Source organism: Halomonas sp. 707B3, from assembly GCF_024158645.1.
GTDB lineage: Bacteria > Pseudomonadota > Gammaproteobacteria > Pseudomonadales > Halomonadaceae > Vreelandella > Vreelandella lionensis.
The window spans coordinates 1-18,469 of sequence record NZ_JAMZBE010000073.1; the positions used below are offsets into that span (position 1 = coordinate 1).

The 18,469-nt window shown below is 54.6% G+C and carries 20 protein-coding genes and 1 pseudogene; 8 read left to right on the forward strand and 13 right to left on the reverse strand.

The window, feature by feature from the left end:
• From BIS10_RS19025 to argC, 6 genes are all read right to left on the reverse strand, one after another.
• The coding region (locus BIS10_RS19025; protein WP_392567169.1) for an FAD-dependent oxidoreductase at positions 1-79 on the reverse strand (79 nt) is incomplete at its 3' end.
• A 578-nt stretch (positions 80-657) separates the two neighbouring features.
• Positions 658-1,416 (reverse strand): amino acid ABC transporter ATP-binding protein, encoded by a 759-nt coding sequence (locus tag BIS10_RS10915; RefSeq protein WP_301282025.1) that lies wholly within the window; start codon positions 1,414-1,416, stop codon positions 658-660.
• A 10-nt stretch (positions 1,417-1,426) separates the two neighbouring features.
• Complete coding sequence (locus BIS10_RS10920; protein ID WP_213262497.1) at positions 1,427-2,098, reverse strand: amino acid ABC transporter permease; 672 nt, start codon at positions 2,096-2,098, stop codon at positions 1,427-1,429.
• Between the two features lie 105 nt (positions 2,099-2,203).
• Complete coding sequence (locus tag BIS10_RS10925) at positions 2,204-2,971, reverse strand: transporter substrate-binding domain-containing protein (RefSeq protein WP_253505263.1); 768 nt, start codon at positions 2,969-2,971, stop codon at positions 2,204-2,206.
• A 149-nt stretch (positions 2,972-3,120) separates the two neighbouring features.
• Positions 3,121-3,474 (reverse strand): iron-sulfur cluster insertion protein ErpA, encoded by a 354-nt coding sequence (gene erpA / locus BIS10_RS10930; protein ID WP_083025782.1) that lies wholly within the window; start codon positions 3,472-3,474, stop codon positions 3,121-3,123.
• Between the two features lie 102 nt (positions 3,475-3,576).
• Positions 3,577-4,611 carry an N-acetyl-gamma-glutamyl-phosphate reductase gene (gene argC, locus BIS10_RS10935; protein ID WP_253505266.1) on the reverse strand — a complete coding sequence of 345 codons (1,035 nt, stop codon included), beginning with the start codon at positions 4,609-4,611 and terminating at the stop codon, positions 3,577-3,579.
• Positions 4,612-4,781: 170 nt separating this feature from the next.
• Between argC and BIS10_RS10940 the strand changes: the two genes are divergently transcribed.
• From BIS10_RS10940 to BIS10_RS10960, 5 genes are all read left to right on the forward strand, one after another.
• Complete coding sequence (locus BIS10_RS10940; protein ID WP_253505269.1) at positions 4,782-6,581, forward strand: chloride channel protein; 1,800 nt, start codon at positions 4,782-4,784, stop codon at positions 6,579-6,581.
• Between the two features lie 27 nt (positions 6,582-6,608).
• Positions 6,609-7,040 carry a protoporphyrinogen oxidase HemJ gene (gene hemJ / locus BIS10_RS10945; RefSeq protein WP_083025783.1) on the forward strand — a complete coding sequence of 144 codons (432 nt, stop codon included), beginning with the start codon at positions 6,609-6,611 and terminating at the stop codon, positions 7,038-7,040.
• Positions 7,040-7,849, forward strand: a complete 810-nt coding sequence (locus tag BIS10_RS10950) for a hydroxymethylpyrimidine/phosphomethylpyrimidine kinase (RefSeq protein ID WP_253505272.1) — start codon at positions 7,040-7,042, stop codon at positions 7,847-7,849. Before hemJ ends, BIS10_RS10950 begins: the two co-directional genes overlap by 1 nt.
• Positions 7,850-7,885: 36 nt before the next feature.
• The gene (hemL, locus tag BIS10_RS10955; protein WP_058577319.1) at positions 7,886-9,166 is read left to right on the forward strand and encodes a glutamate-1-semialdehyde 2,1-aminomutase; all 1,281 of its coding nucleotides are present in this window, start codon (positions 7,886-7,888) and stop codon (positions 9,164-9,166) included.
• Between the two features lie 86 nt (positions 9,167-9,252).
• A complete protein-coding gene (locus BIS10_RS10960; protein ID WP_172515158.1) occupies positions 9,253-9,630 on the forward strand; it encodes a hypothetical protein in 378 nt (125 codons plus the stop codon).
• Positions 9,631-9,708: 78 nt separating this feature from the next.
• Here BIS10_RS10960 and ltrA read toward each other — a convergent pair whose 3' ends face one another.
• The 7 genes from ltrA to BIS10_RS10995 form a co-directional block, all read right to left on the reverse strand.
• A complete protein-coding gene (gene ltrA, locus BIS10_RS10965) occupies positions 9,709-11,097 on the reverse strand; it encodes a group II intron reverse transcriptase/maturase (RefSeq protein ID WP_083602252.1) in 1,389 nt (462 codons plus the stop codon).
• Between the two features lie 518 nt (positions 11,098-11,615).
• Entirely contained in the window at positions 11,616-12,869 is a 1,254-nt protein-coding gene (locus BIS10_RS10970) for a hypothetical protein (RefSeq protein ID WP_058577318.1), read from the reverse strand.
• 61 nt (positions 12,870-12,930) lie between these two features.
• Positions 12,931-13,473, reverse strand: coding sequence for a hypothetical protein (locus BIS10_RS10975; protein WP_052509917.1), 543 nt, complete (start codon positions 13,471-13,473; stop codon positions 12,931-12,933).
• A 253-nt stretch (positions 13,474-13,726) separates the two neighbouring features.
• On the reverse strand, positions 13,727-14,557 hold the full coding sequence (locus BIS10_RS10980) for a CsgG/HfaB family protein (protein WP_044628584.1): 831 nt from the start codon (positions 14,555-14,557) through the stop codon (positions 13,727-13,729).
• Between the two features lie 55 nt (positions 14,558-14,612).
• Entirely contained in the window at positions 14,613-15,023 is a 411-nt protein-coding gene (locus tag BIS10_RS10985) for a curli assembly protein CsgF (RefSeq protein ID WP_044628583.1), read from the reverse strand.
• A complete protein-coding gene (locus BIS10_RS10990) occupies positions 15,023-15,334 on the reverse strand; it encodes a curli production assembly/transport protein CsgE (protein WP_228168954.1) in 312 nt (103 codons plus the stop codon). The genes BIS10_RS10985 and BIS10_RS10990 overlap by 1 nt, the downstream gene beginning before the upstream one ends.
• A 221-nt stretch (positions 15,335-15,555) precedes the next feature.
• A complete protein-coding gene (locus BIS10_RS10995) occupies positions 15,556-16,251 on the reverse strand; it encodes a LuxR C-terminal-related transcriptional regulator (RefSeq protein ID WP_074211244.1) in 696 nt (231 codons plus the stop codon).
• 286 nt (positions 16,252-16,537) lie between these two features.
• On the opposite strand from BIS10_RS10995, the gene rdgB reads away from it, so the two are divergent.
• From rdgB to BIS10_RS11010, 3 genes and pseudogenes are all read left to right on the forward strand, one after another.
• On the forward strand, positions 16,538-17,146 hold the full coding sequence (rdgB, locus tag BIS10_RS11000; RefSeq protein WP_213262495.1) for an RdgB/HAM1 family non-canonical purine NTP pyrophosphatase: 609 nt from the start codon (positions 16,538-16,540) through the stop codon (positions 17,144-17,146).
• Positions 17,139-18,308, forward strand: a complete 1,170-nt coding sequence (gene hemW, locus BIS10_RS11005) for a radical SAM family heme chaperone HemW (RefSeq protein ID WP_044628579.1) — start codon at positions 17,139-17,141, stop codon at positions 18,306-18,308. The genes rdgB and hemW overlap by 8 nt, the downstream gene beginning before the upstream one ends.
• Positions 18,309-18,368: 60 nt before the next feature.
• A pseudogene (locus BIS10_RS11010) lies at positions 18,369-18,469 on the forward strand (cell envelope biogenesis protein OmpA); the annotation flags it as partial.

Here is an 18,469-nt window from a genome sequence, read left to right on the forward strand (position 1 = left end):
GAGCAGAGGCCAGTGCGGCTTCAGTTCCCGCATGGCCACCGCCGATGACAATCACGTCAAAGCGGTCGGGGTAGTTCAAGAGACCCCTCGTCTTGTGCCTGTTGGCACGGATGATGTGGTCAGCATATCGGTGCTGATGGAATAAGCCCGCCAGTATAAACCTCCTGTGGGTAACCGTCAGGTTTTTCCACACCCCGGTTTAAGGGTTCTGTCTTTATTAATAACAAAATAAAAATAAATAAGAGAAGTTCTGTTGATGTAGTAACTACTGGTGTGGACAAAATCTGTTGATAAGTCTACTAACGCTAGTTTTATCAGTATTTTACATTGTTGGCCTTTAGGTGATTAAGCAGCGGAGTGCCTGCGTAGAAGCGGTGTTGGAGCTGTGGATGAAAGTGCGACTTACCCACAAGGCTGACTGACAACGGGTTATCCACCGCTGGGTACCTGGCTTGTTACCGCACCTGTGAACAACCTGCTTCACATACTCAAATCATGCTGATAAGCGCTCATGGTGGGCTTCGTGGCGAAGTAGCGAGGGGCGTGTAAAAAATAGTATCCACAGGCAAAAAAAATGGCCTGTCATGAAGACAGGCCATTAGATAGGACGTTTTAAGCGCAATATTGGCTATTTAAGAGCGCATGGTTAGCACGACATTAGTGCTTCAGTACCCGTGCCAGGAACGACTGCGTGCGCTCGTGTTGAGGGGCATCAAACAGCTGCTCGGGGGTGCCTTGTTCAGCAATTTCGCCTTTATGAATAAAGATGATGCGGTCGGCCACCTCACGGGCAAAGCCCATTTCGTGGGTAACGATCACCATGGTCATACCCTCTTTAGCAAGCTCCCGCATGGCATCCAGCACTTCACCAATCATCTCGGGGTCGAGGGCTGAGGTTGGCTCATCGAACAGCATGAGGCGCGGCTCCATCGCCAACGCACGCGCCAGCGCCACCCGCTGCTGCTGGCCGCCAGAGAGCTGGCTGGGGTACTTGCCGGCCTGATCCGCAATGCCGACACGCTCCAGCAGCCGCTTGGCAGTCTCTTCGGCGTCCTGGCGGCTCCAGCCACGGACCTTCATCGGTGCGAGAGTGACATTATCGAGCACGCTCAAGTGGGGAAACAGATTGAACTGCTGAAACACCATGCCCACTTCGGTGCGGATGGTTTGCAGCGCCTGACTGCTTTTACCGTTGGGTAGCAGCGTATTGCCGTCCACATCCAGGCTGCCTGACTGAAACTCTTCCAAGCCGTTGATACAGCGGATGAGCGTGGATTTACCGGAACCACTGGCCCCGATGACCACGACGACTTCACCCGGAACGATCTCCAGGTCGATATCATTGAGTACGTGTAGGCTGCCAAAGTGCTTGTGGAGCTTTTGCATACGCACAATAGGCGTTTGAGTAGAGGTCATTGTGCGCTCCTTATTGTCCGGCGAGGCCGCGGCTTTCGAGTTGACGCAGCACCAGTGAGAGGGTCCAGGTAATGGCGAGATACATCAGCGCCACCATGAAGTAGACCTCTAGCGCGGTGAAGGTGGTGGCGATATAGATCTGCCCTTGACGTACCAGCTCACTGACCCCGATGACGGAGAAAAGCGAGGTATCTTTGATACTGATAATGCCCTGGTTGCCCAGCGGTGGAATCATACGGCGCAGTGCCTGGGGCCAAATAACATAGCGGAAGGCCTGTACTCGGGAGAGGCCAAGCGATAGCGATGCTTCCCGCTGGCCGCGCTCGATGGACTGCACACCGCCGCGCACGATCTCAGAGATATAGGCACCGGAGTTGACGGCAATGGCGGCAATACCGGCGACCAACGCGTTGATAGGCCCGCCCAGGAGCTGTGGCAAGCCATAAAAAATAAACAGTACCTGCACCAGAATGGGCGTACCACGGAACACTTCGATGTACACAATGGCTGGCCAGCGTAACCAGCGCACTGGGCTAATGCGCAAAAGACCAAAGAAAATGCCGATGAAAAAACCAATCGCCAGACCACCGAACGAAATCAGTAGGGTCCAGGGAATACCGGGTAACAAGTAGGGGATCGAGCTAAAGGCAGCCGACCAATCAAACTGAAAGTTAACGTCCACGCGTTATCTCCAGGCAAGAGGAACAACGACACAGGGCCGGGGGAAATGGCCGCCCGGCCCTGTGGTGAGAGTCGCTTTAAGCGTTGGTTATGGTCTATGCGCTACTTACTCAGCGCTGGGTGCTTCACCGAACCACTTAGTATAGATCTCATCGTAGGTGCCATCTTCACGCATAGCGGCCAGCGCTTCGTTGGTCGGCTCTACCCACTCGCTGCCTTTGTGGAACACGATGCCGTACTGCTGACCCTCATACAGCGGGCCGACCACTTTGGTGCGGCCTTCGCCACGGGTTTGCGAGAAGTAGGCAACGTTCGGCGCATCGTAAAGAACGGCGTCAACGTTGCGCCCCAGCAGTGCCATGTACATATCAGCGGTGCCGGGGTAGGGCGTGATATCGGCGTCTTCACCTAGCTCTTGCTGGAGAAAATCGTAGCTGGTGGAGCCGATTTTGGTGGCAATCGTCAGGCCTTCAAGGTCTTCAATGGAAGAAACCTCTTCGTTATCGGCACGCACGATGATTTGTAGACCGGAATCGTAGTAGGGGTCAGAGAAGTCGACGACCTCGGAACGCTCGTCGGTAATGGTGGTGCCCGCGATGGCGATCTCCTGGCTGCCGGTTTGTACGGCGGGAATAATGCCAGAGAACTCCATGGTGGTGAGGTTGACTTCAAAGCCAGCGCGCTCAGCAACTTCGTTGATGATGTCCATGTCGAAACCGATCATTTCACCGGTCTCGGGGTCGAGCATCTCGAAAGGCACAAAGCTTGGGTCAGTGGCCACGTTAACAGACGGCGTTTGTGCAAACGCGGTGGTACTGCCCAAGCCCAGTGTGATGGCGGTCGCAATGGCAGAGGTAGTGAGTAAGTGTTTCATTAGTTTCCCCATGTTTTATGTGGTTTGCTGCGCTGTTTATAGAATTTTTTTTCTTATAAATCGGGCAAGCAAACGTTATTGACCTTTCAACCTTGGCGAGAAACCGCCAAGGCGTCAAGTCATGGGGAAGGGGTTGCCACCAACGTTGGTCACACCATAAAGGAGGCACCGCACCCGCAAGTGGTGGTGGCATTTGGGTTTTGGACACGAAAACGTGCGCCCGCTAAGCCCTCTTCATAATCGACCGTGGAGCCGACCAAGTACTGATACGAGAGCGGGTCGACGACCAGCGTGGCATCGCCAAACTCAATCAGCGTGTCGTCTTCGGCAACGTTATCCGCGAAGTCAAAACCGTATTGAAAACCTGAGCAGCCGCCACCGGTAACATACACGCGCAGTTTCAGCGCCGGGTTACTCTCTTCAGCCATTAACGCTTTGATGCGCTTGCGTGCGCTGTCTGACAGTAACAGAGGGGTTGGAACAAAAGCTTCTGCACCGCTCATGGGTACCTCCCGCGAGCTTTAAGAACGAATAATCCGCATTGGGGGGTGATTATGGGTAATTCCCAGCAAATTGGTCAACTATTGCTGGGAATTCCTCAAACGTTAGGGCATCAGCGCGGGGGCATTGAGCCCCATGTGCTCGTCAAAGCCAAACATTAAATTAAGGTTTTGAATGGCTTGACCAGAGGCGCCCTTCACCAGGTTGTCAATGACCGAGAGCACTACGACCGTATTGCCGTTACTCGGGCGGTGGACCGCGATCCGGCAGGTATTGTTGCCTTTGACGCTGCGGGTTTCCGGGTGGCTGCCGGCGGGCATCACATCCACGAACGGCTCGTTGGCGTAGCGCTGCTCGAACAGTGCCTGGAGGTCGCCTGGCTCGGCGGTCAGCGTGCTGTAGAGCGTGGCGTGAATGCCACGGATCATGGGCGTTAGATGGGGCACAAAGGTCAACCCCACCGGGTTGGGCTGCATGTCGCTCAAGCCTTGACGAATTTCCGGCAGATGGCGGTGGCCGCCCGCGCCGTAGGCTTTCATCGATTCGCTGGCCTCGGCGAGCAGCGAGGCGACCTTAGCGCCGCGGCCAGCACCGGTCACACCGGATTTACAGTCGGCAATCAGCTGGCTCGGATCAACTAAGCCCGCTTCTAACAGCGGCAGGTAGCCTAGCTGAACGGCGGTGGGGTAGCAGCCAGGAACGGCAATCAAACGCGCTGTTTTGATCTTTTCGCGATGCATTTCAGGCAGGCCGTAGACGGCTTCTTCCAGCAGTTCCGGCGCGCCGTGGGGCTGGTCGTACCAGCGGCTCCACTCGTCGGCATCCCGCAGGCGGAAGTCAGCGGAGAGGTCGATCACCCGGGTTCCGTTAGCCAGCAGCTCGCCTGCAAGCGCGTGGGCAACGCCGTGGGGCGTGGCGAAAAAGACCGCATCCATCGCGCCCAGCGCTTTGGCGTCGGGTTCGCTGAACGCCAGCGTGTCGTAGTGGCCGCGTAAATTGGGGTACATGTCGCACACTTTCACGCCCGTTTCTGAGCGAGAGGTGATGGCTTTCACGCTTACCTGGGGATGCTGGGCCAGCAACCTGAGAAGTTCGACGCCGGTGTAACCGGTGCCGCCTACAATGCCAACGTTAATCACAAACCACTCCTTGTGTGCTTCGCACAGCCAACGCTTGAATAATTAACAGCCTAATCAGTGTGGCCAGGCTGTTGAAGTGTATCCAGCTATGATACACAAGAGAGCCAGCGCTTAAGAGCGCTGTGCAACGCGAGACAATGAAACGAACAACAAACGCAAGGACGGACGTTGTGGCACGTTTATCTCGGTCAGATTTCACCCTAGAGAGCTTTCGCCGCCAGTTGGCGAACGTGGATGCCTTACCGCAGCTGTGTGTGCTGGGGTTGGTGTCTGGGGTGATTACTGGGGCAGTGATGGTGGCGTTTCGCCTGCTGCTTGAAGCCGGGGCGGTGCTCTATATGCCGGAGGGGGATCCGGAAGCCTTCGAAGGATTATCACCGTGGCTGAGAGCACTTCTGCCGATCGTCGCCGTCACGTTGATTGGCCTGTTGCTATATCGGCAGCGCTCCGCTGCGCGCAAGCTCGGGGTCAGCCATGTGATTGAGCGTCTTACCTATCACCAGGGGCGCTTTCCGCTGCGTAACTGGCTGAACCAATGGTGGGTGGGGGTCGTCTCCGTGTTGGGTGGCTTATCCGCCGGGCGCGAAGGCCCTGCGATTCATTTAGGCGCGGCGGCTTCCAGCGGGTTAGGGCTAAAGCTGCGGCTGCCCAATAACAGTTTGCGGGTGCTGGTGGCCTGCGGGACGGCAGCAGGCATTTCGGCCTCGTTCAACACGCCCATTGCTGGGGTGATCTTCGCCATGGAAGTGGTGATGATGGAGTACACCCTGATGAGCTTTATGCCGGTGATTTTAGCCTCCACCATGGGCGCACTGGTGGCTCAGGTGATGTATGGCAACGAGCCTGCCTTTCGGATTCCTGAGGTGGCGCTAGGCTCGCTGATGAACCTGCCCTGGATCGTGGTGATTGGCTTGGTGATTGGTTTAATGGCTGGGCTTTTCATTCATATTTCACGAAGTCAGCGCCTACAAACCCTGCCGCTGTGGTTGAGATTGGGCGTCGTGGGTGTCGGCACCGGGGTATTGGCGTGGTGGTTTCCTGAAATCCAAGGCATTGGTTACGACAGCGTGGCGGCAGCGCTGAATAATCAGTTGGCGATCAATGTGCTATTGGCGCTGATGGTTGCCAAGCTGTTGATTACTGCGATTACCGTTGCAGGCGGCGTGCCGATCGGCATTATTGGCCCGGTACTGGTCGCTGGGGCGGCCACTGGTGCACTAGGCGGTATGTTAGGGGGCTGGCTATGGCCTGAGAAAGCTGCTGACCCAGGGATTTATGCCATGCTCGGTATGGCAGCCATGATGGGGGCTGTTCTTCAGGCACCGTTGGCGGCGTTGATGGCACTGCTAGAACTCACTCATACACCGACGATTATGCTACCGGGGATGCTGGTCGTGGTGGTGGCCTGCTTAACGTCGCGGCAGTTGACGGGGTGTGAAGGTTTTTTCATTAGTTCAGTACGCTATGGATTGCATCCGTTACAGCAGCCGCTGATGCAAGCGCTTTCCCGAGTGTCGGTGCCTGCCGTGATGGAGCGTCAGCTGGTGCGTACCGAGCGCATGATCACTCTCGACCAGGCGCGCCGCCTGCTAGAAACGAATCCCATGTGGCTGGTGATTGAGCGCTCCAGTGAGGATAAGCCGGTACTGGGGCTAAAGGCAGCAGAGCTTGCCCGCTGGCTGCTGGAGCACGATAAGGCGCTCGATGGAGAAGTGCCGCCGGAAGATGAGTTAATTGATCTTTTGGAGATTCCCGGCCAGCGGCTGGAAATGGCCCCGATTGGTTTGCAGGCAACACTATCGGAAGCGTTTTTAAAGCTTCAAGACAGCGCGCTTGGGGCGCTTTATGTGGTGCATGGCTATCGACCAAAGCAGCAGCGAATTTCAGGTATCATTACCCGGGGCGCGATCGAGCGTTATTACCACTACACTGACGCTCGGCAAACAGATGCCCGCGAGACCGATTCCTAGCCATACGTCACCGCCTAAGGAGAGACCATGTACGAATGGGTAAAGGCTATTCACTTGATGGCCGTTGTTACTTGGTTTGCCGCACTGTTCTACCTGCCAAGACTTTATGTGTACCACGCCATGGCACGCGACAAAGGCGATGAGCAAGCGATCACTTACTTCAAAACTATGGAGCGTAAGCTCTATCGCGGCATCATGACACCATCGATGATCCTGGTGCTGATTTTTGGTGGTTGGATGCTCTATTTGGTGCCTGCGTGGTTTAGCCAGGGCTGGATGCACGTTAAGCTCACGCTGGTTGCGCTGTTGATTGCCTACCACCACGTTTGCCTGATCTACCTGAAGCAGTTTGACCAGTCGCGCTGCACCAAGAGCCACGTATTCTTTCGCTGGTTCAATGAAGCCCCTGTGATTGCGCTGGTCGCGATTATTCTCCTGGCGGTTGTGAAGCCCTTTTGATGCGCCAACCCCTTCCCCCCGTCGTTTTAGTGTTAGCGGGCCATGACCCCACGGGCGGTGCCGGGCTGGTCGCTGATAGCGAAGCCATTGCTGCCTGCGGCGGTTGGGCGGTGACGATCCCCACGGCGATGACTGTGCAGAACTGCCACAACGTCTCTAGGGTGATGCCCGCCGACCCTGGCGCCATGCGGCAAATGGCCGAAGCCGTCGGTGATATGCAGATTGCTGCGATTAAGCTCGGCCTGCTGGCGGATGAAGCTACGCTACGCGCTGCGGAGCAAATTATTCGCCGTTTTCCTGGGGTACCCGTGGTTGCTGACCCGGTTCTCAAAGCAGGGGGAGGCACTATGTTATCCACAGCTGCTTTGCAAGCACTTTATCGTGATCGGCTGCTACCGCTTGTGGATATCTTAACCCCGAACCGCTTTGAGTTAGCGGCACTGACGCCTGAGATCCATGAGCCTTATGATGATACCGCCCGTGCGGTGTCACTACTGTCTCAGGGTTGCCAAGCAGTGTTAGTAACGGCAACGGATGACCCATTACCCGGTACGGCACAGCAAGTGGTGCATACACTGCATTCGCCCGACACCACTCGCCAGTGGCAATGGCCGCGGCTGCCGGAAGTGTTTCATGGTTCCGGCTGTACGCTCGCGTCGGCCTTGGCAGCGCGCCTAGCGGTAGGTGAGCGCTTACCAACGGCGTGTGAACAGGCGCAGCACTTTACCTGGGAGAGCTTGTCTCACGGCTACCAACCCCCGAGTGGGCAGTGCTTGCCGAATCGCTTGCCACGCTCCGTGCGTTTTTGATCTCATTGGTAGTAAGCCATTTACATTGAGGATGCCATGACCACATCTGCTGAACTGTTTGACCTCGCGAGTCGCCATATTCCTGGGGGCGTGAACTCTCCTGTGCGTGCCTTCAAAGGGTTGCACCGCCCGCCGGTCTTCATGGAGCGTGCGCAGGGTGCCTACCTCTTTGATGTGGAGGGCAACCGCTACGTTGATTACATTGGTTCCTGGGGGCCGATGATCACCGGTCACGCCGATCAAGACGTACTGGCAGCCGTGCGTGCGCGGTTGGATAACGGGCTCTCGTTTGGTACCCCCACCGCCGTGGAAACCACCATGGCAGACCTGATCTGCGACATGATTCCTTCTATGGAAATGGTGCGGATGACCAGCTCGGGCACCGAGGCCACCATGTCAGCGATTCGGCTGGCGCGGGGCACCACGGGTCGCGATAAGATCGTTAAATTTGAAGGTAACTACCACGGCCACTCGGACTCCCTGCTGGTAAAAGCGGGCTCCGGTGCCTTGACCCACGGCGAGCCCAGCTCTCCGGGCGTACCGGCCTCGCTGGCCGAGCACACCATCACGCTCTCCTACAACGACCCGGAAGGCGTAGAGGCGTGTTTTGCAGAGATCGGTGAGCAAATTGCCTGCATTATCGTGGAGCCGGTGGCGGGCAATATGAACTGTATTCCACCTCAGCCGGGCTTTTTGGAAACCCTGCGCCACGTTTGTAACGAGTACGGCAGCATCCTGATTTTTGATGAGGTGATGACGGGTTTCCGCGTAGCGTTGGGCGGTGCCCAGGCTTACTACGGTGTCACGCCGGATTTGACCTGTTTGGGTAAGATCGTCGGTGGTGGTATGCCGGTCGGCGCGTTTGGTGGCAAGCGCGACATTATGCAAAACATCTCTCCGCTGGGGCCGGTATATCAGGCGGGCACCCTTTCGGGTAACCCGCTGGCCATGGCCGCCGGTGTGGCGCTACTCACCAAGCTGCAGGTACCGGGCTTCCACGATGCCTTGAGCCAGCGCGTACAAACGCTGTGTAACGGCCTGCAAGAGCGCGCCAATGCGGCGCGGGTACCGATGATGACCCAATCTGCAGGCGGCATGTTCGGCGTGTTCTTCACCTCGCAATCCCGTGTGGATAACTTTGCGCAGGCAACCGCTTGCAACCCCGATGCTTTCCGCCGTTTCTTTGGTGCCATGCTTGATCACGGTGTTTATCTCGCACCTTCCGCTTATGAAGCTGGCTTTATGTCGAGTGCCCACACACCGGAAGATATTCAGCTAACGTTGGATGCTGCAGAAAAAGCCTTTGCTGTTATGTAACACTAGGTAACTGGTAGTTAGAACGCCTGCTACACTGCAAGAGCCGCTCATGTTGAGCGGCTCTTGTGGTTAATGAGGTAGCTAACATGAAACGATCATTGGCTTGGCACGTTTCACGACGATACGGCACGCTGTTTATCGCCGTACTTACCCTTGGCTTGCCCATCTCAGGGCTAGCCGCACAGGAGCAGGATATGACCCAGATCCACATCACCATGAGCGGCTCTCCCGGCGCTGAGTTTTCCGCCGAGTGGCGCATTACCCATAACGGCGAAACTGTCGAACATCCTGAAACCCGCGGCACTGTACCCGCAGAATTCACCTTTGAAGGCGACACCCTAGAAGGAACGGTCAAGTTGTTGAGTGACGACGAGCGGCTAGAGGTCGATATCGTCAAAGGCAGCAACCGCTCGCGCTCTTCAACCCAAGGCAAGGGCGGCACGCTGACGGTGGTGGTGCGTTAGGTGACAATCGGGTAGGGGCCGGGGTCACCCCCGGCGCCCTCCCACACCACCGGGCATACGGTTCCGTACCACGGCGGTTCATGAAGAACGACTAAGCCATCTTACCGTATCGAGTACCGAGATCAGACCCAGACGGTCGAACCACTTCCGTGGCAGGGCCTGATTCATGTGCGACGCTCCGGCGTTCCACCAAGGGCCTCGACCATTTCCCGCTGACTTCCAGGCACGTTGCTCGTCCAGACCCAGTGCCAGGAGTTTCCGGCGCCGGGTTTGTGGGCGCTTCCATTGCCGCCAGATCACGCAACGTAGTCGGCGTCGCATCCATTGATCCAGCGCTTCCAACGGGCGCTTCACGTCGACGAGGCTGAAGTAGCTGGCCCAGCCCCGTAGGACCGGGGTCAACTCTTCGATCACGCGCCGTATGTTGCGCCCCCTGCCACGCTTGAGGATCTCGCGGACACGCTGCATCAGGTGCTGCAGGCTGGCCTTGGCCAGCGTCAGCTTCGGCCGCTTGTGCCGGGTCAGCGTGTAGCCCAGGTACCCCCGGTTCCAGGGGCGGTCCACTGCGCTCTTGGCGCGATTGACCGTGAGCTTGAGTGAGCTCCCGAGAAAATCACTCAGGCTGGCCATGACGCGCTCACCCGCTCGCTGACTCCTGACGTATACCTGCAGGTCGTCGGCGTAGCGGCAGAAGCGGTGACCGCGGCGTTCCAGCTCCTTGTCCACGTCATCCAGCAGGATGTTCGCTAGCAGTGGGCTCAGCGGCCCACCCTGGGGCGTGCCCTGCCGGCGTGGCGCGGCCAGGCCGTCCTGGAACATCCCGGCTTCCAGATAGCCTCGGATCAGGCGCAACACTCGCTTGTCGCGGACGCGGCGCGCGATCCGCGCCATCAGCAGGTCGTGGTTCACCCGGTCAAAGAAGGCTTTCAGGTCAAGATCGACCACCCATCGGTGGCCGGCAGTGACATGGGCCTTCATCGCCGAGACGGCCTGCTGGGCACTGCGCCCTGGCCTGTAGCCGTAGCTCGATGCCGAGAATGTCGGATCGAAGATCGGCGTCAGTACCTGAAGCAGCGCCTGCTGGATCAGCCGGTCGGTCACCGTGGGGATGCCGAGCTGCCGCGTCCCGCCCTTGGGCTTGGGAATCTCGACGGCTCGGATCGGGCTGGGATGATACTCACCGGCCAGCAGCCGCTCACGCAGCGTCGGCCAGTACTGTTTCAGGTGATCGGCCAGCTGGTCCACCGTCATGCCATCGGCACCCGGTGCGCCTTGGTTGGCAACCACCTTCCGGTAAGCCCGCGCCATGTTGGCCTTCGCTACCACGGCCTCCATGAGCGGGGCGGGCTCCGCTTTCGTCCACGATGACGACGCCGGGACCGTCTCGACGCCCACCGGCCGGGACTCAGGGTTCCGCCCCTGCCCCTCTGGGTGGGTGACGGTATCAGCGTCAGTGTCTGTCTTCATGATCGATCCTCGAGACGTCATCGCCTACTCGCGGTTCTTCATGTTCGGCCCTTGGTGCCGGGGTGAATCGGCACTTACTATGGCCTCTGCTGACGTCTGGTGACCCATCCCGTCGCCTCTCGACGCCGGTAGCACCGTGGCAGACCACCAGACCTCCCAGGGTAAGACGCGCGACCTTCCCGCTTATGCCTGTCGGATTTACGTCATGGCGTTCCGTGCAAGTATCGGGCTTTGGTGATGCGTGCCACCTCACCCCGCCATGACGCCTCGTATCCGCTTCCTGTTCGTCAGGCCAGCGTTTTGCCTCGGGCTGCCTTCAGATTCTCCCTCGCGGGAGACACCCTTGCCGTCGGCTAGCACTTCCCCTTGCCGGGCGTGCAGGGGACTTTCACCCCCAAGTCATTCCAAGGCACCACCCTCGGAAACAGCGCCAGTCAGGCGCTGCGCGCCATGCCTGGCGCACACACAAAAAAACCGCCCCGGAAGGGGCGGTATGAGAATATTGGACTGGCTAATGATTAATACTGGATAGTGGAAGCGCGGTTGCCACTACCTGTCTGCATCACACTCGCAGATGCGTTGACTGTACCAGTTTGAGTGATAGTTGAAATGTTATTCCAACCGCCAGCAGGAGCATGTGCTTGATTGACATATGCTGTGTGCGCACCTGCTCCACTTTGAATAATGAACGATTCATTAAATTCGGCACCAGGAACACCCACACCTGATTGTTCGACAGTGGCAGATTTATTGTCACCGTTCTGAATTACCCAAGAGATATCTCCTTCTCCTGATTGTGAGATATCAGCGAAGTTACTGTTACCATTTTGTAACACATTAGACTCTCCATATGTGCCACTTTGATTAACATTTGCTTTGTTATCATTGCCGTTTAGTTGGGATACATATGAGTCGTTATAACTACCGGACTGATCCACATATGCGGTATTGAAGTCGCCAACCCCCGCCGAACCTTGCAGAATGTAGGACGTATTCTCATCGCCACTTTGATCCAGCATTGCCATATTAGCATCGCCTGCTTGTTTAATATGGCTAATATTATCCATACCACTTTGGTTAGCATCGGCATAGTTATCAGACCACTGCTGACGAATATAACTTTGGTTACTTTCGCCAGTTTGATTTACCCATGCATTATTATCAGCTGCTCCACCAGTCAGTACTCCCTGATGAATAATCGATTGGTGGCCATTACCGGTTTGAGATACATCCGCGCCATTACGGTCGGCTCCAAACTGATCTACTCGAGACAGGTTACTATCACCTTGCTGCGAAATATTTGCAATAGCACCTGTGCTAAGCTCTTGATCAACATCTGATCGGTTACTATTACCAATTTGGATGACATCAGCTTTTAATGCTGAGCCAGTACTACTTAATTTGTTTTGTGTTACGTTTGATTCGTTTTGTGAACCACCACTCTGTGTTACACTTGCTTGGTTGCCTGTAGTACCAGTAGCTGTCTGGTCAATGGTCGATAAGTTTTCATTTGGGCCTGCAGTAGAGCCGTCCATGTTATCCAATTCATCCTGAAACGTAGTAAACGCTCCATCACGGGATGGCGGAAAACCTGTCCATTCGGCATTATCTACGGTTGAATTTCCATTGTCGACACCATATCCGCCTCCTTGAGGCTGGCCAATACTTGTATAGTTCAGGTTTGAATTCGATGTTACTGTTGTTTGAGCTATAGCAGCGCTGGACAAAGCTAAGCTAACAGCGGCAGCAAGAGCGGTTAGTTGCAGTTTCATGGTGTTTCCCCTTTATTTCGATCAACTTGCTTTGGTGGTGAACTGAGAAGCCAGGTGCGACTCAGTTGATATCGATAGTGACCGGTCGTGAAGTGCCCGAGTAGTTTTGTTGGTGGACATTTACATCGCGTAGGCCACTGCCCGATTGTGAAATCATTAGGTTACTGTTAAAGCCAATTTGAATAGCGTTCAGTGCAACTCCAACACTGTTCCCTTCTTGAATAGCCGTAACGCTATTGTTATAGCCTTGCTGAACAATCACGCCAATGTTGTTGCCATTGTGCTGGATCAAATTGGCCTGATTGTTATATCCAGTTTGTTTAATGTAAGCGAAGTTTTTAAATTGGTAATTCGCTGAACGAGATTGAACGACGCTCGCGCTGTTGTTAATGCCTTGCTGCTGAATGATGCTCACATTGCCTTTTAAATGGCTGACATCTTGAGACTCTACGTATTGTGTGACTCTAGACATGCTGTCAATGAACTGGTCGTTTGCTGAAGCTTCTGGATTTAAACTGGTTAGTAAGACACCCATTACCAATGCCATGCAGGAGGCTACGGATCCTGTCTTTTGATGGGCTGGTAATTGGTTGAACGGTTTCATTGGGCCTTCCTTTTGAAACGTTATGTGTCTTTTTGTTTCCTGTGTTGAGTTTGGACGATTTAAAAGAAGGCGCTATCGGAAATTTTTCTAATCCTTAACTTATAAAGTTGGTGTTTTTTATGAATATATAGGTTATGGTTTTAATCTTAATTGATGAGTTTTTTAATACTAGTACCTATAGCCTGAAAGATAGAAGCCTTTAATAAAAAAGCCGCTTAAGGAAGCGGCTTTGATTAATAGATAGAATAGCTACTTAAAGCATAGGTATAGGTTCGTTGAGGTAGTCACCTAGAACCGTATCCTGTAGATTGGTTCCTGGTGATAAGTTCCAAAGACGGTTTTCCACCCCACGTGCAATCAAGTGAATCACCGCAGACTCGATAGCGGACATCACCGCTAACTGTACAGGTTCGTTCGTGGTGATACCTGCCTCTGCCTCTAGCAAACGCCTAAAGTCGATAAACCGGTACACGCCGGCTCGGAGTTCTTTGGAGTAGATAGTTTTGGTGGTGGTGACGTTGGCAAGTATTTCACCGGTGGATATTTCTACCGCACGCAAATTGACGGTTACTTGGTCTACTTGATATTGACCTGATGCACCGATACCGAAGTACTCCGCTCCCGCTCCTCCTGTTCGAATATTGGATTCATAAGCGATGATTCCTCCTTCGAGCATGACGGAAGCCGCGCGTAGTGACGGCAAGGTATCGGGCTGGCCAAAACGCTCGAACTCAGCGCGAATGATGCGTCGCTCGGTTAATAGGTTCTGTAAGCCTACCCGTTCCAGTGGTATGAACCAGCCTGAATCAGCGAGCGCGCCGGTGAGCATAGCAGCGGCCCCTTGGGTGACGGCCGTTGAAAAGGTGCTAGCCGGGGCGGGTCGATATTGTCCGGTTTGGTCTCGAAAATCATACACAGAGACAAAGATTTTTCCGGCGGGAGGTGGTAACGACACCAGGTCTTGATAGGTAGCACCTCTTGGTGTCAGCGTTGCTTGTGCCCCCTCTAAATTTTCCGACGTGGCTACCATCCCAGCGCATCCGCTGAGTAACCCAGCAATGACGATCGAGGCAATTATTTTCATGTTGTTCCCCTGAATAACTTAAGCCGTACTTTTTTGTTACTCGTACTTTTGATCATTAAGGGTTGAATAAACCGCCTACGCTAATTTCAGTCACGTCGCCGGTTATTTTATCGACGACACGAACCACTAACTGTCCGCTACTATCACTGACGACAACGCCAAACTCGTCGCTATCGAAACTACCTTCGTCGACTTCTCCACGACTGACATCAGAAATCAATTGGGAGATCAACCGGCTCTCCAAGTTTTGTAGTAGACGTTCCGTTGATGATAGAGACTGTACACTGCGTGTGTTCGGGTCCGTCGTCGTGTCCTGTGCCTGTGCTTTACCCAGCAAGTAGCTACCCACAAAAGGGTCACCACCAAACGAAGGGTTGATGGGCTGATAGATCAAGTTGCCTGCCTGTGCTTGCGTTACCGCTATCGTCATTAGTCCTATGCTGGCGACTTTCTTTAACGTTTTCATCAAAATATCTCCTCTTTCCCCAAGTCTCTATCCGAGGTCAAAGCGGCTGAGAGCTGCTGTTGGAGCAGTGCGTCTTCGACGATTTTTACAGCGTCTCCCGCTACGCGATCAGCCTCGCTGATTCTTGGAGAAAGCTGCGTTCTAAAGTACATCCGGCTGCCTTCCATGACCCATACCTGACTGCCCCATCGAGCATCAGGGCGCTCTTGAATGGTGATAGTGGCATTGCCAATGATGACGTTATCCATTGCTCGCTGGCTAAAGGCGCGGTAGAACGTTTTTCCTGCCATGGTGATGGTACGGTCGACCATGATTCCGGTCAGTTCACTACTGCCAGTTGACCGGCCTTGTATCTCTGGTCCATCCGGGCTCGATAATTGGTTAATCGCATCTACCTCGGCCTGCTCATTTCTGGTAAGTGACGATGCATCGGCTGGCTCATTTGGTTGAGCGTTAGCAATGCTTGTTAAACACCATAAGAGAGCAATAGAAATTTTATGCTTAGCAGCCATGATGCTTATCTCTCATTGAGTCATTGCGGATGCCGCTGCAGACTGCGCGCCGTTTCGATATTAGGCAAAATGGGTCCCAGGTTTTGATGGATCCAATTGAGCGCTTGAATTCGATTGTGCACGTTGATTTTTCGAAAGATGTTGTAAAGGTGCGATTTGACCGTGTGCTCGCTGACAAAGAGTTTGTCGGCAATCTGCTGATTCGAAGAGCCTGCACTGAGTAACGAAATGATCTCCATTTCTCGATTGGTCAAGCCACAGGCAGGGCGAAACGCGTTGCTTTGGTACTTTCGGTAAAAAAGAATCAAACGGGCCATCAAATCCCGCGACATCCACAGCTCCCCCTCCAACAGCGCGTGGATACCTTTACAAATCACTTCCAGGCTTTCGTTACGATAAAAGACCCCCTTGAGTTGGGCACAAGACAAAGCCTCCAGCGCGTGGTCCATATCGCGGATGTTGAAAGCGGCCAGTGAGGTTTTGGCCAGGCTATCGGGAAGGTTTTCCTGCCACTCGGGTAGCGCTTCTACGCCGATGTGATCGCTATCGATAAGGATCAGCAGTTTGTTGGGAAGGGTGGCAGGCAGCGGCCTGCGCGGTGAATGAATGCTGACCGTACAGCCCGTGTGTTCGTGTAAATAGTCGGCAAAAAGCTGCGACTGGGGGCTTTTTTCGGTGACGATGTACACCAAGCCGTGCGTTTTTTCTTGGGACATTGGGGAGGCCTCATGAGCGTAAAGCGTGAGTAGGTGACCAAATGAGTGTTGCCTATAAGCTACATTCCGTAAAGATTTGTTATCAAAATAATCATAAAAGTAATTTGAACTTTGTTATTGATTTTTTTGAATATATAGTTCAAGTTATTGTTTTTAGATGAATTTAACAGTGGATAATGGTCATGACTGCGCTGAGCGACAAGATACGCTGAGTAACATTGAGTCGCCTTTAGCTGTGTTCTCTATAGGCGTAAACTGACCCCATCATGTGAAGGAGTCGCCCCCTATGAATGCAGCCAATACGCTCGTTTTAGCCAGTGGAAATTCTGGAAAATTAAAAGAATTCAATCAGTTGCTATCACCCCTTGGGCTGGATGTTCGCCCCCAGGCGGAGTTTGGCGTCCACGACGTCGAAGAAACGGGGCTGACCTTCGTAGAAAATGCGCTGTTAAAGGCGCGTGAAGCGAGCCGGGTAAGCGGGTTACCGGCGCTTGCCGATGATTCCGGTCTGGAGGTCGATGCCTTGAACGGGGCACCGGGTATCTATTCCGCTCGTTACGCGGGCGAGCCGAAAAGCGATCAACGTAACAACGAGAAACTGCTGGCAGCGCTGAGTGAGTGCGCGGAAGGCCAGCGCACGGCGCGTTACTGGTGTGTGTTGGTCTATTTACGCCATGCAGAAGATCCGGTACCGGTGATCGTTCAGCGTAGTTGGGAAGGAGAAGTATTGGCTCATCCGCGTGGCGAGGGTGGTTTTGGCTACGATCCGCTGTTCTGGCTACCCGATCAGGGGATGAGCGTGGCAGAACTGCCCAGTGAAACGAAGAACCGCTTGAGCCATCGCGGACGTGCGTTACACGCGTTGGTGGACATTCTGAAGGTGACGCATGGCTAATCGATTGCCGCCGCTCTCGCTTTATATTCATACGCCGTGGTGTGTTCGCAAATGTCCTTACTGCGATTTCAACTCCCATGAGCCCGACAACCGCGAACTTCCCGAAGCGGCCTACTTAGCCGCCTTGCTGAGTGATTTGGACGGCGATTTGGCGCTGGCGTCTGGCCGCACTCTTCAAACCATTTTTATTGGTGGCGGCACGCCTAGCTTGCTATCGCCGACATTTTATCGACAGTTATTCGATGGCATTCGTGAGCGGCTCGCCTTTTCGCCTAGCATTGAAATCACCCTGGAAGCCAATCCAGGCACGACCGAGCAGCAGCGGTTCATTGGTTATCGGGAAGCCGGTATCAATCGATTATCTTTGGGGGTGCAGAGTTTCCGCCCCACTCAACTGAGTGCGTTGGGGCGAATTCATACCGGCAACGAAGCGGTGACTGCCATCGGTGAAGCCAGAGCGGCGGGATTCGATAACCTCAACATCGACCTCATGCACGGCTTGCCCCAACAAACACCTGAGCAAGCCATGGAAGATATCGATCAGGCGCTTGCCCTCGATCCTGAGCATCTTTCGTGGTACCAACTCACCCTGGAGCCTAATACGGCGTTTTTTTCTCACCCTCCTCCTTTGCCAGAGGAGGAGGCGTTGTGGGACATTCAGGAAGCAGGTCACCAGCGTCTTGAACAGGCTGGCTTAAAGCGCTACGAAATTTCCGCTTATGCCCGCCCGGGGCTACAGAGCCGCCATAACCTGAACTACTGGCGATTTGGCGACTACCTGGGGATTGGTGCAGGCGCTCATGGAAAACTCACCCAAATAGACTCCCAGGGGGCGTGGCAGATTGAGCGGCGTTGGAAAACCCGCCAGCCCGATGCCTACCTGCGTCGCGCTAACGACCCACGTGGTTTTGTGGCAGGTCAGCAGCTCATCGAACCCCTGGAGCTGCCCCTTGAGTTTGCCATGAACGCGCTGCGTTTAACCGAAGGGGTACCATTGGCGGATTGGGCGGCTCACACTGGCCAACCAGAGGCACTGTTACTTGCGCGTTTACACAGTGCTCAAGAAAAAGGACTTTTAATGGAAATGCCTGAAAAGCTGCGTGCATCGCCTCAAGGTCTATTATTCTTGAATGAGTTGCTGGCCTTAATCAGCGAAGAGTGATCAGTACAAGTGACCAGCGATCAATAAGGCAATAACCCAATCATAAGCAAGGAGTGAGTGATGCGTATTTCTCGACTACTGACCCCACTGGCAGCGGCGATATTACTGGCTGGCTGCGCGACGTCCGATCCTTACGGCGGTCAAACGCAGCGCTCGAGCAC